We start from the raw sequence: 12818 nt of genomic DNA, 5'->3' as shown, positions 1-12818 counted from the left end.
CCCGCCGGGGGCGGCGGACGAGCCCCGCCGGCACCCGGCCGGCCCGGTGCCGGCACCCACCTGCCACCGGCGGCGAACGGAGCGAGGCCCGCTCCCCGGGCAGGGGGCGGGCCTCGTGTCGTCTCGACGGGACGTCCCGTCCGGGCGACTACACCTCGAGCAGCTCGGACTCCTTGTGCTTGACCAGCTCGTCGATGGTGGCGACGAAGCGCTGGGTCAGGTCGTCCAGCTCCTTCTCGGCGCGCCGACCCTCGTCCTCGCCGGCCTCGCCGTCCTTGACGATCCGATCCAGCTCTTCCTTGCCCTTGCGGCGGATGTTGCGGACGGCCACCTTGGCCTCCTCACCCTTGTGCCGGGCCACCTTGATCATCTCGCGGCGGCGCTCCTCGGTCATCTGCGGGAGCAGGATGCGCAGCTGGTTGCCCTCGTTGTTCGGGTTGACGCCGAGGTCGGAGTCGCGGATCGCCTTTTCCATGGCGTTGATCTGCGAGTTGTCGTACGGCTTGATGATCACCATGCGCGGCTCGGGGACGCCGACGGATGCCATCTGGGGCAGCGGAGTGGGCGTGCCGTAGTAGTCGATGATGACCTTGGAGAACATGGCGGCGTTGGCGCGACCGGTGCGGATGGCGCCGAACTCCTCCTTGGCGTGCTCGACCGCACGCTCCATCTTCTCCTCGGCCTCGAGGAGGGTGTCGTCGATCACCGGTCTCCTCGCCTCCTTCTGTGCTCGTCGTGGGCTGTGCTGGTGTCGGGCCGGAGGACCGCCTGCTCCGGCGGGGCCGCTCAGGCGGTGATCAGGGTGCCGATCTTCTCACCGCCGACCGCCCGGACGATCGTGTCGTCGCCCTGCGCGCCGAAGACGAGCATCGGCAGGCCGTTCTCCATGCAGAGGCTGAACGCCGCCGCGTCGGCCACCCGAAGGTTGCGGCGCAGCACCTCGGAGAAGGTGATCGAGTCCAGCTTGCTGGCGGTCGGGTCGATCCGGGGATCCGCGGTGTAGACCGCGTCCACCCCGTTCTTGCTCATCAGCACCACGTCGGCGCGGATCTCCAGCGCGCGCTGGGCCGCGACGGTGTCGGTGGAGAAGTACGGCATCCCGGCGCCCGCGCCGAAGATCACCACGCGGCCCTTCTCCAGGTGCCGGATGGCGCGCAGCGGGATGTACGGCTCGGCGACCTGGGCCATCGTGATCGCGCTCTGCACCCGCGTCTCGATGCCCTCCTTCTCCAGGAAGTCCTGGAGGGCGAGGCAGTTCATCACCGTGCCGAGCATGCCCATGTAGTCGGCCCGGGCCCGGTCCATGCCGCGCTTCTGCAACTCCGCGCCGCGGAAGAAGTTGCCGCCGCCGACCACCACGGAGACCTGCACCCCGCGGCGGACCACGGTGGCGATCTGCCGGGCGATGCCCTGCACGACGTCCGGGTCGACGCCGATCGCGCCACCGCCGAAGACCTCACCGGAGAGCTTCAGCACCACCCGGCGGGCCCGCCCGGGCGGTGGCGCCGTCGGGTCGTCCGCCTCCAGGCTCCGGTCACTCACAACCTGCGTCATCCGCCCCGCCCTTCCCGCGCACGTCGTCCGCGCCGCGTACCGCGTACCTGCCGTTGCCGACCCTATGTGACGAGGAGGCCGCGGTGCCTGTCACGTACACCGGGCCTCCTCGTCGACGTTCATACCCGCCGGGCGTCACGCGCCCGGTCCGGCGGCTCAGGCCTGGCCGACCTCGAACCGCACGAAGCGGGTCACCTCGATGCCGGCCTCGGCCAGCATCTGCTTCACGGTCTTCTTGTTGTCGGCGACCGACGACTGCTCGACCAGGACGTAGTCCTTGAAGAACGCGTTGACCCGGCCCTCGACGATCTTCGGCAGCGCCGCCTCGGGCTTGTTCTCCTCGCGGGCGGTCTGCTCGGCGATGCGCCGCTCGGACTCGACGACGTCGGCCGGCACCTCGTCGCGGGTCAGGTACTTCGGCCGCATCGCGGCGATCTGCATGGCGACCCCACGGGCGTCGGCGTCACCGGCCTCGTCGGTCTTGCCGGAGTACTCCACCAGCACACCGACGGCCGGGGGCAGGTCCTGGCTCTTGCGGTGCAGGTAGACGGCGGTGTTGCCGTCCAGCTTGGCGAAGCGGTTGAGCACCAGCTTCTCGCCGATCTTGGCGGACTGCTCCTGGATCAGGTCGGCGACCGGCTTGCCGTCGATCGAGCTGGCCAGCAGCTCCTCGGCGGTGCCGACGCCGCTGCGCTCGCCGTGCTCGACCAGCTGCTGGGCCAGCGCGATGAAGGCGTCGTTCTTGGCGACGAAGTCGGTCTCGCAGTTGAGCTCGAGCAGCGCCTTGCCGGAGTGGGCGACCAGGCCGTTCGCGGCGGTCCGGCCGGCGCGCTTGCCGACGTCCTTGGCGCCCTTGACGCGCAGGATCTCGATGGCCTTGTCGAAGTCGCCCTCGGCCTCGGTCAGCGCCTTCTTGGAGTCCATCATGCCGGCGCCGGTGAGGTCGCGGAGCTTCTTGACGTCCGCGGCGGTGAAGTTGGACATGACTCTCTCTTCGGTGTTGGAGACTGCGGTGGGTTGGTCTGAGGTGCCGGTTACCCGGATCAGGACCGGATGTGCCCGGCGTACCCGCCACGTCCCCACCGTCGGAGAAGAACCGGACGATGGGGACGCGACGGTTGCGGTCACTCCGCGGCGACAGCCGCCGGCTGCTCGGCCTTCGCCGGCTCAGCCTGCGCCGGCTCAGCCTGCGCCGGCTGCTCGTCGGCCTTCTTCGGCTCCTCGAGCAGCTCGCGCTCCCACTCGGCCAGCGGCTCGTCGGCGCCGACCTGGCCCGGCTCCGGCTTCTCGTCGGTGCCCCGACGACGGCCCGAACGAGCGATCAGACCGTCGGCGACGGCGGCGGCCACGACCCGGGTCAGCAGCTCGGCCGAGCGGATCGCGTCGTCGTTGCCCGGGATCGGGAAGTCGACCTCGTCCGGGTCGCAGTTGGTGTCCAGCACCGCGATCACCGGGATGCCCAGCTTGCGGGCCTCGTCGACGGCGATGTGCTCCTTCTTGGTGTCGACCACCCAGATCGCGGCCGGGAGCTTCTGCATGTCCCGCAGACCACCGAGGGTCTTGGTGAGCTTGGTCTTCTCGCGGAAGAGCTGCAGGGTCTCCTTCTTGGTGTAACCCGCGGCGGTGCCGGTCAGGTCACCCAGGGCCTCCAGCTCCTTCATCCGCTGAAGGCGCTTGTACACCGTCTGGAAGTTGGTCAGCATGCCACCGAGCCAGCGGTGGTTGACGTACGGCTGGCCGACCCGGGTCGCCTGCTCGGAGATGGCCTCCTGCGCCTGCTTCTTCGTGCCGACGAAGAGGATGCTGCCGCCCTCGGCCACCGTGTTGCGCACGAAGTCGTACGCCTTCTCGATGTAGTCGAGGGTCTGGCGCAGGTCGATGATGTAGATGCCGTTGCGCTCCGTCATGATGAAGCGCTTCATCTTCGGGTTCCAGCGCCGGGTCTGGTGCCCGAAGTGGACACCGCTCTCCAGCAGCTGACGCATGGTCACGACGGCCATGGGGGTACTCCTCAAGATCCCTGGTTGTCACGCCCGACCGGTGGCCGGGCGTCCTGGCGCCTGGTCGCCGGCCATGGTGGGCCCGACCAAGATCGGGACCAGGGAGGCCGTCGCCCCACGACGAACCGTGGAGAGGGCGCGCGAGGTCGACCGCACGAGGCGGTCGCCAGTCGCCCAGTGTACGCCCCTTCCCCGCCCGTCGACCCTCGGGTGCGAGGAAGGGGCCCGTTCGTGCCTGCCGCACGGCGAGGGGGCTCGCCGACCGTCGGATCGGGGGCTTTGGGTCAGCCGGCGGCGAGCGCGGCGGCGACGAAGAGGACCAGACCGACGGTCAGGTAGGCGGTCGGCGGGCGCAGCCAGCCCCGCGCCCCGTCGGCCATCGCCAGACCACCGGTGCGCAGCCCGTACAGGCCGGCGGCGAAGATCGGCAGCCCGGTGACCAGGAAGGTGCCCACGACGACGTGGGACGCCGGCACCGGGTCGGCGGTCAGGCCGTGCACCAGCACCCGCAGCGCCGGGAGTTCGAAGACCAGGACCAACAGCCCCAGGAGTACGGCGAGGGCCGGCCGCCGGGTCCGGTAGACGCCGTCGGAGGGGACGCCACCCGCCCGGTACGTCCCGTCCGGGCCAGGCATCGCGTCCGGGCGGGGCGCCACCGGGACCATCGGACCGGTCGGCATCTCCAGCGGATGGGCCGGCTCGGCGGGCCGGCTCGGCTCGACGATCGGGTAGCCGCCCAGCGGGGCCGGTCGGGTCGGCTCGGACCGGTCCGCGCCGCCGTCGGTGAGCGGGCCGGCGCCGGACGCGCCGAGCCGGTCGGGGCCGGCGAGCGGGCCCGCGCCGGTGGTGGAGAGGCGGTCGGCGGTGGACTCCCGGGCCGCCCGCCGGCCCGGGCGGCCGGTGGGCAGCTCGCCGGAGACATCCGGATCATCGGATTCGGCGCGACGCGAGCGGGCCGGCTCATCGGGCTCGGCGCGACGCGAGCGGGCCGGGCGGTATCCGTCGGGGTCGGCCGGAGAGCCGCTCAACGGGTCCCCCGCCCCGAAGCGTCCCGAATCGCCGTACCGGCCGCCGCCTCCGGTGGAGTCGCCGTAGCGGCCCTCCTCGGCGACGCGTTGGTCCGGAATCCGGAACTCGTCGTCGCCGAAGCGGGAGTCGGCCGCGCCCCGCCACTCCGGTTCGTCATACCCGCGCTCCCGTCCGGCGGGGTACCAGCGCGACTCCTGATCATCGGGATAGCTCCGTCGTGCGTCCACGCCGGCACCGTATGCGACCCGCCCCGGCCGGCGCCATTCGCGCCGGTCGGTGACCGGGCCATAGCACAGGACCGGGATGATCGTCCGGTCGTCCACCACAGGCCGCGCCGTCATCCACAGCCGGGACGTCGGGGACGACACGGCCGGCCGGTGACCGCCCACCCTGACCGGCATGACGAAGCGGAACCAGGCCGTCGGCGCGTACGGCGAGCGGTGCGCCGTACGGCACCTGATCGGAGCCGGGCTGCGCCCGGTGGCCCGCAACTGGCGCTGCCGGGACGGCGAGATCGACATCATCGCCTGGACGCCCCGGTGCTCGCCTTCTGCGAGGTGAAGACCCGACGCACCGAGGGCTACGGCAGCCCCGCCGAGGCGGTCGTCCCGGCCAAGGCCCGCCGGCTGCGCGGCCTGGCCGCCCGCTGGCTCGCCGAGACGCGGCACCACCGCCGACGAGGTGCGCTTCGACGTCCTGTCGGTCCGGCTGCCCACCGCCGGCCCGGCCCGGGTCGAGCACCTCAAGGGGGCGTTCTGATGACCGGCCGGACCGCGACCCGGGAGGCGGCCCGGTGAGCTACGCCAAGGTGCTCTGCGTCGGGCTGGTCGGGGTCACCGGCCACCTCGTCGAGGTCGAGGCCGACCTCGCGTCGGGGCTGCCTGCGGTGGTCATCTCCGGGCTGCCCGCGTGCTGCACGAGGCGCGGGACCGGGTCCGGGCCGCCATCGTCAACTCGGGCCAGCACTGGCCCAACCGTCGGATCACCCTCAACCTGCTGCCGGCAACGATGCCCAAGTACGGCTCAGCCTTCGCCTGGCGAACGTCAAGATGTGCCATGCTCAGCGTCATGACGCGAGCCGCCATCTACGTTCGGATCAGCCGTGACCGCGAGGGAGGTGGCCTCGGCGTGGCCCGGCAGGAGCAGGACTGCCGCGAGCTGGCCGGCCGGCACGGGCTGACCGTAGCGCAGGTCTACAGCGACAACGATCTATCGGCGTACAGCGGCAAGCCGCGTCCGGCCTATCGTCGGATGCTCGATGACATCGCGGCGGCCCGGGTCGACGCCGTGCTGGCATGGCACACCGACCGGTTGCACCGCTCCCCCACAGAGCTGGAGGAGTACATCTCAGCCTGTGAGCCGCGCAGGGTGCCGACGTTCACCGTCAAGGCTGGCCCGCTGGATCTGAGCACGCCGAGCGGTCGCATGGTCGCGCGCCAGCTCGGCGTGGTCGCCCGATACGAGGTGGAGCACCAGGTCGAGCGCCAGCAGCGCGCCAAGCTGCAAGCTGCGGCGGACGGCCGATGGGCGGGCGGCCGGCGGCCGTACGGGTATGAGCCGGATGGCGTGACCCTACGGCCGGATGAGGCCGGAGCGGTCGCCAAGGCCACCGACGCGATCCTGTCCGGCGCCAGCCTGCGCGGTCACGCCGCCGAGATGAACGCGTGCGGGCTGCTCACCTCAACCGGGCGCCCGTGGACACCGAACGAGCTGCGGAAGGTGCTGCTGCGCGCCCGCAACGCCGGCCTTCGGGAGCACCGCGGCGAGGTGGTCGGTCCGGCCGCGTGGCCGCCGCTCGTCGACGAGGACCGGTGGCGGGCACTGGTGTCCGCGCTGACCCACTCGAGCCGCCGCACGCAGTGGTCCTCGGCCCGCCGGTGGCTGCTCTCAGGCCTGGCCCTATGCGGGGTGTGCGGTTCACCGGTGCGCGCCACGCTGGTTGCCACCAAAAGCCGGAGCGTCGCGAGTTACACCTGCAAGGTGGGCAAATGCGTCAGCCGCAACGCGGCCGAGTTGGACGCCTACGTCGGCGCGGTGGTCGTCGAGCGGTTGTCACGGCCTGACGTGGTCGACCTACTCTCCGCGTCAGGCCGCCCGGACTCCGGCGCGCTCCATCTCGACGCCTCCGCGCTGCGGGAGCGCCTCGATGGCCTCGCGGCGGCGTACGCTGATGGCGCGATCGACGTCCGACAGTTGCGCGAGGGTTCCGAGCGGCTGCGCGCCCGGCTCGCCGAGGTAGAGGACCAGCTGGCCATCGCCGGCCACGGTGACGCGCTGGCCGGGCTGGCCGGGCTGATCGGCGCCGCCGACGCCGGTGCGGCGTGGGACGGACTGGACCTACACCGCCGGCGGGCGGTCGTCGACACGTTGATGACGGTCAGGATCCACCGCACGAAGAAGGGCCGCCCCCTGGGCTGGACGCCGGGCAGCTCCTACTTCGACCCTTCGACGGTCAAGATCGCCTGGAGGAGCTGACCTATTCCGCGCGCCCCTTTCGCGCCAGCGGAAGGTGACGCTTTGCCGCGCCTCGCGGATCCAGCGGTGGGCAGTACCGACCGGCACGCCAGCCTCCTCCGCCAGAACGACCGCCTGCCGGGGGTGGTTACGACGGCGTCGCTGTAGGCCTCAACGACCCGGTGCGGAAGCAGTGCACGTGCCCGCAGACCCGCTGCAGGCCGCTGGTCATCGACGCGCGATGGGCGGTCAGGCCGGCACCCTGGATGGCCGACACGGCCTCGATGCCGTGCTCGGCGCAGGTGTGACGGCGGCGTCGAGCGAGCCGCGCAGCGTGTCGTTGGCGGCGCTGTACACCTCCAGCCGAACGGCCGCAGGGCGGTCACAGTTGTGCAGGGTGACCGGTACGGTGCTCACTGGGCGCCTCCGCGAGGCGATCAAGGGGCCCGAAGCACAGGAGCGTGAACTCCTACCGGTGAAGAACGCCGCCGAGGCGCGGTCATCCCGGGCGTCCGTCCGCGGCCACGGTCGCCGGGACGACTGCGGCCGTCCCGGCCAGCGGTCACGGTCACCCGGCCGACGGCGGCGCCCCTTGCGCCGGCCCTGGGCGCCGGACCGACGGCGGCGTCCAGGTCAGCACAGTGGTCAGTCCCCCTCGAAGCGGATCTCCAGATCACGTTCGCGCGCGCAGCGCTGGACGAGCCGCACCACCCGCTGCACCTGCGTCACCTCGGTGGGCGTCCGGGCGATCTCGGCCAGGCAGTCGAGCTCGGCCAGCAGCCGCGGGGCCTGCTCCGGGCCGACCAGCAGTTCGCCGAGCGGGTCCACCCGGTCCAGCGTGGGGGTACGCCCGCCGCCCCGGACCCGCGCGAGCAGGTCGAGCAGCACGTCGTCGGGGTCGGGCACCAGCTGGGCGGCCACGACCGACGGCCGGCCACGACCTGGTCCGCCGCGCACCTGTCGGTAGAGGACCACATCCACCCCCACGGTCGGCCCCCTCCTCCCGTCGGCGCGCCGGAGCACCGGCGACGGCACACCCCGTCCCGTGTCCATTTTCACCGCTCGCGCGCTCGTTGACCAGCATGGACGGCGCGTCGAACTGTCCCGTTGGTCAGCGGCCGCGGACGAGTCGCCCCGGCAGCGCCGCCGCGCCCACCGGGCGGCGCGCGCCGGCCCGTGCACGACGCGGCCACCGACCGGCGAGCCGGCTGCGGTGAGCCCCCCGTTCGCGGCGTGTCGCGGTATCCCGCCCCCAAGACACCGCGACACGCCGCGAATCGGGCTGGAGCGGCACGCCGCTGGAACCCTCACCCGGCGGCACGCGCCTACGCTGAGGGGATGCCGGTCGAAGGTCAGCGGGTACGGGGGTCGCGGTGACGGCGGCGCGCCACTCCACCCGGGTGTCCCACGAGGCGCTGCCGCCCGCCATGCGGGAGGCGGTGGACGACTTCGCCGACCACCTGGCGCGGGTCCGCAACCGCTCCGCCCACACCGTGCGGGCCTACGTGGCGGACCTCGTCTCGCTCCTCGACCACGCCGTCCGGATGGGCTGCGCCGAACCGGCCGCGCTGGACCTGGCGGTGCTGCGCAGCTGGCTGGCGAAGCAGCGGACGCTCGGCGCGGCCCGTACGTCGCTGGCGCGTCGGGCCGCGTCGGCGCGGACGTTCAGCGCCTGGGCGCACCGGGCCGGGCTGCTGCCGGTCGACGTCGCGGCGGCGCTCTCCAGCCCCCGGGCGCACCGGGAGCTGCCCACCGTGCTCCGCGCCGACCAGGCCGCCGCGCTGGTCGAAGCCCCCGTTCGGGCGGCGACGACGATCGGCGCACCGCACCGGACCGACGCACCGCCGGCCCCGGGCACCGTCCGCGAGAGCACCGCCGCAGCACCGCCCGCCCCGGGTGGGCCCACCGCCGCAGCACCGCCGGCCCCGGGCACCGTGGGCGGGAGCACCGCCGACCCGCCGGCCGCAGCCGACCGCGGGGCGGCGATCGCCGGTCCGGGCGGCGAACCGCCGTTCACCGAGGGCATCCCGAGCGTCGTGTCCGACCGAGGCGCGGGCGATGATCCGGTGCGGCTCCGCGACCGGGTGCTGCTCGAACTGCTCTACGGCACCGGGGTGCGGGTCAGCGAGGCGTGTGGCCTGGACGTCGCCGACGTCGACCACGGGCGCCGGGTGGTCCGGGTCCTCGGCAAGGGGGGCCGGGATCGCTCGGTGCCGTACGGGGTGCCGGCGCAGCGAGCCATCGACGACTGGTTGCGGTCGGGCCGCCCGGCGCTGGCCGCCCCCGGCTCCGGGGACGCCCTACTGCTCGGGGCCCGGGGCGGGCGGCTCAACCCGACCACCGCCCGCCGGATCGTCGCCGGGTACGCCGAGTCCCTCGGTCTGCCCCGGGTCAGCCCGCACGGGCTGCGCCACTCGGCGGCCACCCACCTGCTGGAGGGCGGGGCGGACCTGCGCGCCGTGCAGGAGCTGCTGGGTCACTCGTCGCTGGGCAGCACCCAGATCTACACGCACGTCTCCGTCGAGCGCCTGCGGGCCGCGTACCGACAGGCCCATCCGCGCGCCTGACCGACCGACCGCGCAGGTGCGTGAACCGGCAGCCGATGATCCATCAGCGGATACGATCACCGGGTGACCGTCGCCCGGCCGCCCGAGCCGATTCCCGGGGCCCGACTGCTCTTCTCGCTGGACCCGTCGGTCAGCCATCTCAACCACGGCTCGTTCGGCGCGGTGCCGATCGGCGTGCAGCGGGCCCAGCAGCGGTTGCGCGACGAGATGGAGGCCAACCCGCTGCGCTTCTTCACCCAGGGGCTGGCCGACCGGATCACCCACACGCGGCGGCACCTGGCCACGTTCCTCGGCGCCGACCCGGACGGCACCGCCCTGGTCGGCAACGCCACCACCGGGGTGGCGGTGGTCCTCCAGTCGCTCGGCCTGCGCCCCGGCGACGAGGTGCTCAGCACCGACCACGGGTACGGCGCGGTGGGCTTCGGCATCGCGCGGGAGTGCCGCCGCACCGGCGCGGTCTCCCGCACCCTGCGGGTGCCGCTGGACGCCACCGACGAGGAGGTCGTCGAGATCGTCCGTACCGGCCTGCGCCCGGGCCGGACCCGGCTGCTCGTCGTGGACCAGCTCACCTCGGCCACCGCCCGGCTCTTCCCGGTGGCGGCGATCGTCGGGCTGGCCCACGAGCGGGGCGTGCCGGTGCTGGTGGACGCCGCGCACGTACCCGGCATGCTGCCGGTCGAGGTGGGCGCCATCGGCGCGGACTTCTGGGTGGGCAACCTGCACAAGTGGGGGTACGCGCCGCGCGGCACCGCCGTGCTGGTGGTGGCCCCGCCGTGGCGGGACCGGATCGAACCGCTGGTGGTCTCGTGGGAGCAGGAGGCCGGTTTCCCGGGCAACGTCGAGTGGCAGGCCACCCTCGACTACACGGGCTGGCTGAGCGCCCCCCTCGGGCTGTACACGCTGCGCAGCCTGGGCGCCGACCGGGTGCGGGCGCACAACGCGGCGCTGGCCGCGTACGGGCAGCGGGTGGTGGGGGACGCGCTCGGGGTGGCGCCGGCCGACCTGCCGCACCCGGGCGGACCGACGGTCGCCATGCGGATCGTCCCGCTGCCACCGGGCGTCGCCACCACCCTGGACGCCGCCCGGGCGCTGCGGACCCGGATCGCCGAGCGGCTCGCCGCCGAGGTGGCCGTGATGAGCTGGGACGGGCGCGGCTGGCTGCGGCTCTGCGGCCAGGTCTACAACACCCCCGACGAGTACGAACGGCTGGCGGTGCGGCTGCCGACGCTGCTCGCCCAGCGCTGACCCGGACGGCCTCCCGCGCCGCCCGCACCGGCAGGCGACCGACCCGGCGGAACGACCGGGGCCCAGGCCGGGAGGCGGGTCCTCCACCGGCAGGAGCCGGACCGGCCCGGCTCCGAGCAGCGCCAGCGGGTCGAGGTAGTCGACGCCCTGCCGCAGCCCCCAGTGCAGGCAGGCCGACGCGGCACAGCCGGGATGGCCGGCCAGCAGGTCGCCGAGCGGGGTGCCCGCGACGACCGGGTCGCCGGCGCGTACCCCGGGTCGGACCGGCTCGTAGGTGGTCCGCAGGCCCGCGGCGTGCCCGACGGTGACCACCGGGCGGCCGGCGACCAGGCCCGCGAAGAGCACCGACCCGGGTCCGGCCGCGCGGACGGTGGCCCCCGCCGTCGCGGCCAGGTCGACCCCCCGGTGGCCGGGCAGCCAGGGGTGCGGCGGCGGGTCGAAGCCGCGCACCGGGCGGGGTGTGCCGTCGAGCGGCCAGCGGAACCTCGGCACCGGCCCGGGCGCTGCGCCGACGCCGACCGCCGTCGCCGGTGGCGTGGCGGCGACGGCCGGTTCGGCAGCGTTTCCGAGGGCGACCGCCACCGCCGGGGCCAGGACGAGGGCGACGGCGCACCCGGCCGTCACCTGTCGCGATGCTGTGCGCATGCCCGGAGCGTGCCGGGGCCGGTGCCCCTGGACCAGCGCCGCGCTCTCCGCTGTGGACAGCGGGGGCGCCTGTGGAAAACGCCCGCCATCGGAGGCGATCTGCTAAGCGTCACTGTCTAGGCTGTCACCACGGCGGTCCGGCAGGTCGGTGCCGGCCCCGTCGACCACCGCGACGAGGCGGGGACCGGGAGGCGTCATGACCAGCGTGGACGAGGTGAGCCGGCCGTCGCGGGTCGCCGGGCCGGACGAGGCGATCAGTGCCGAGGAGCTCCAACTGGCCGCCCGCAACCACGGCATTCCGCTGGAAGCGCTGCGCTACGACGTCACCCCGGCCGGCCTGCACTACCTGCTCATCCACTACGACATCCCGGACACCGACCCGGCCACCCACACGCTGACCGTCGACGGGGCGGTCCGGGTGCCGATGGTCCTCGGGCTGGACGATCTGCGCACGCGTCCCCGGGTGACCCGGCGGGTGACGCTGGAGTGCGCCGGCAACGGCCGGGCGCTGCTACGCCCCCGCCCGGTCAGCCAGCCCTGGCTGGTGGAGGCGGTGGGCAACGCCGAGTGGACCGGCACGCCATTGGCGCCCCTGCTGCGGGAGGCGGGTATCTCCCCGGGCGCGCTGGACGTGGTCTTCACCGGCGCCGACCACGGCGTCGAGCGCGGCGTCGAGCAGGACTACCAGCGGGCCCTGCCGGTCGCCGACGCGCTCCGCGAGGAGGTGCTGCTGGCGTACGAGATGAACGGCGCTCCCCTGCTGCCGCAGCACGGCGCGCCGCTGCGGCTGATCGTCCCGGGCTGGTACGGCATGGCCCACGTCAAGTGGCTGCGGAGCATCACGGTGCTCACCGAGGCGTTCGACGGGTACCAGAACGCGGTGGCCTACCGGCTGAAGCGGGACGCCGACGACCCCGGCGTGCCGGTGACCCGGATCGAGCCGCGCGCCCTGGTCCGCCCGCCCGGGTTCCCGGACTTCATGACGCGGACCCGGGTGCTGCGGCCCGGAGCGTGCACGGTGGACGGTCGGGCCTGGTCCGGGCACGCCCCGGTGACCTCGGTGGAGGTGACCACCGACGGTGGGGCCAGCTGGGCGCCGGCCACTCTGGACCGCGCGGACGGCGGGGACTGGTCCTGGCGGCGCTGGCGGTACGAGTGGACGGCGGAGCCGGGGTGGTACGTGCTGGGGGCCCGGGCCACCGACGCGTCGGGGCGTACCCAGCCGGTGGAGCAGCCGTGGAACCGGGGCGGCTTCGCCAACAACCTGGTCCAGCGGGTCGAGGTCGTGGTGCTCGCGGAGTGAACCTCCGGGCGCGGTCGAGGG

Annotated in this window: 10 protein-coding genes and 4 pseudogenes; 7 read left to right on the top strand and 7 right to left on the bottom strand. The window is 73.9% G+C overall.

Translation table 11 applies throughout. From position 1 onward, the window contains the following. Positions 1-148 precede the first annotated feature (148 nt). The 5 genes from frr to V6U79_RS02385 form a co-directional block, all read right to left on the bottom strand. Positions 149-706, bottom strand: coding sequence for a ribosome recycling factor (gene frr, locus V6U79_RS02405; RefSeq protein ID WP_334522963.1), 558 nt, complete (start codon positions 704-706; stop codon positions 149-151). Positions 707-786: 80 nt separating this feature from the next. Beyond that, positions 787-1554, bottom strand: coding sequence for a UMP kinase (gene pyrH, locus V6U79_RS02400; RefSeq protein WP_334522960.1), 768 nt, complete (start codon positions 1552-1554; stop codon positions 787-789). 156 nt (positions 1555-1710) lie between these two features. Further along, positions 1711-2538, bottom strand: a complete 828-nt coding sequence (gene tsf / locus V6U79_RS02395; RefSeq protein ID WP_334522957.1) for a translation elongation factor Ts — start codon at positions 2536-2538, stop codon at positions 1711-1713. 140 nt (positions 2539-2678) lie between these two features. Further along, a complete protein-coding gene (rpsB, locus tag V6U79_RS02390) occupies positions 2679-3554 on the bottom strand; it encodes a 30S ribosomal protein S2 (protein ID WP_334522954.1) in 876 nt (291 codons plus the stop codon). 284 nt (positions 3555-3838) lie between these two features. Further along, positions 3839-4810 carry a hypothetical protein gene (locus tag V6U79_RS02385; protein WP_334613299.1) on the bottom strand — a complete coding sequence of 324 codons (972 nt, stop codon included), beginning with the start codon at positions 4808-4810 and terminating at the stop codon, positions 3839-3841. Positions 4811-4982: 172 nt separating this feature from the next. On the opposite strand from V6U79_RS02385, the pseudogene V6U79_RS02380 reads away from it, so the two are divergent. From V6U79_RS02380 to V6U79_RS02370, 3 genes and pseudogenes are all read left to right on the top strand, one after another. Then, positions 4983-5342: pseudogene (locus tag V6U79_RS02380) on the top strand (YraN family protein). Positions 5343-5376: 34 nt separating this feature from the next. Beyond that, positions 5377-5615, top strand: a pseudogene (locus tag V6U79_RS02375) (magnesium chelatase domain-containing protein); the annotation flags it as partial. After that, positions 5592-7058: a recombinase family protein gene (locus V6U79_RS02370; protein ID WP_334613393.1), complete on the top strand. Its 1467-nt coding sequence runs from the start codon at positions 5592-5594 to the stop codon at positions 7056-7058. The pseudogene V6U79_RS02375 and the gene V6U79_RS02370, both read left to right, overlap by 24 nt. A gap of 624 nt (positions 7059-7682) precedes the next feature. On the opposite strand, the gene V6U79_RS02365 is transcribed toward V6U79_RS02370, so the two are convergent. Then, positions 7683-8024, bottom strand: a complete 342-nt coding sequence (locus tag V6U79_RS02365) for a hypothetical protein (RefSeq protein WP_334522948.1) — start codon at positions 8022-8024, stop codon at positions 7683-7685. Between the two features lie 440 nt (positions 8025-8464). Between V6U79_RS02365 and V6U79_RS29735 the strand changes: the two are divergent. The 3 genes and pseudogenes from V6U79_RS29735 to V6U79_RS02355 form a co-directional block, all read left to right on the top strand. Further along, positions 8465-8668, top strand: a pseudogene (locus tag V6U79_RS29735) (site-specific integrase); the annotation flags it as partial. Between the two features lie 3 nt (positions 8669-8671). Beyond that, positions 8672-9604, top strand: a complete 933-nt coding sequence (locus V6U79_RS02360; RefSeq protein ID WP_442933739.1) for a tyrosine-type recombinase/integrase — start codon at positions 8672-8674, stop codon at positions 9602-9604. A 63-nt stretch (positions 9605-9667) separates the two neighbouring features. Beyond that, positions 9668-10849 (top strand): aminotransferase class V-fold PLP-dependent enzyme, encoded by a 1182-nt coding sequence (locus V6U79_RS02355; RefSeq protein ID WP_334522945.1) that lies wholly within the window; start codon positions 9668-9670, stop codon positions 10847-10849. A gap of 72 nt (positions 10850-10921) precedes the next feature. Here the strand turns inward: V6U79_RS02355 and V6U79_RS02350 are convergent. Further along, positions 10922-11494 (bottom strand): annotated as a pseudogene (locus tag V6U79_RS02350) (murein hydrolase activator EnvC family protein); the annotation flags it as partial. A 196-nt stretch (positions 11495-11690) separates the two neighbouring features. Between V6U79_RS02350 and V6U79_RS02345 the strand changes: the two are divergent. After that, the gene (locus tag V6U79_RS02345) at positions 11691-12797 is read left to right on the top strand and encodes a sulfite oxidase (protein ID WP_334613298.1); all 1107 of its coding nucleotides are present in this window, start codon (positions 11691-11693) and stop codon (positions 12795-12797) included. Positions 12798-12818 lie beyond the last annotated feature (21 nt).

The organism is Micromonospora psammae (assembly GCF_036902725.1).
Taxonomy (GTDB): domain Bacteria; phylum Actinomycetota; class Actinomycetes; order Mycobacteriales; family Micromonosporaceae; genus Micromonospora.
The sequence above is the reverse complement of the archived record's forward strand: the minus strand, read 5'-3'. Positions and strand labels throughout refer to the sequence as shown.

Bases quoted from the DNA above. Each gene is read 5' to 3' on its own strand.
- tsf (WP_334522957.1), bottom strand. From the start codon at position 2,538: ATGTCCAACTTCACCGCCGCGGACGTCAAGAAGCTCCGCGACCTCACC.
- V6U79_RS02345 (WP_334613298.1), top strand. From the start codon at position 11,691: ATGACCAGCGTGGACGAGGTGAGCCGGCCGTCGCGGGTCGCCGGGCCG.
- V6U79_RS02370 (WP_334613393.1), top strand. From the start codon at position 5,592: ATGCCCAAGTACGGCTCAGCCTTCGCCTGGCGAACGTCAAGATGTGCC.
- pyrH (WP_334522960.1), bottom strand. From the start codon at position 1,554: ATGACGCAGGTTGTGAGTGACCGGAGCCTGGAGGCGGACGACCCGACG.
- rpsB (WP_334522954.1), bottom strand. From the start codon at position 3,554: ATGGCCGTCGTGACCATGCGTCAGCTGCTGGAGAGCGGTGTCCACTTC.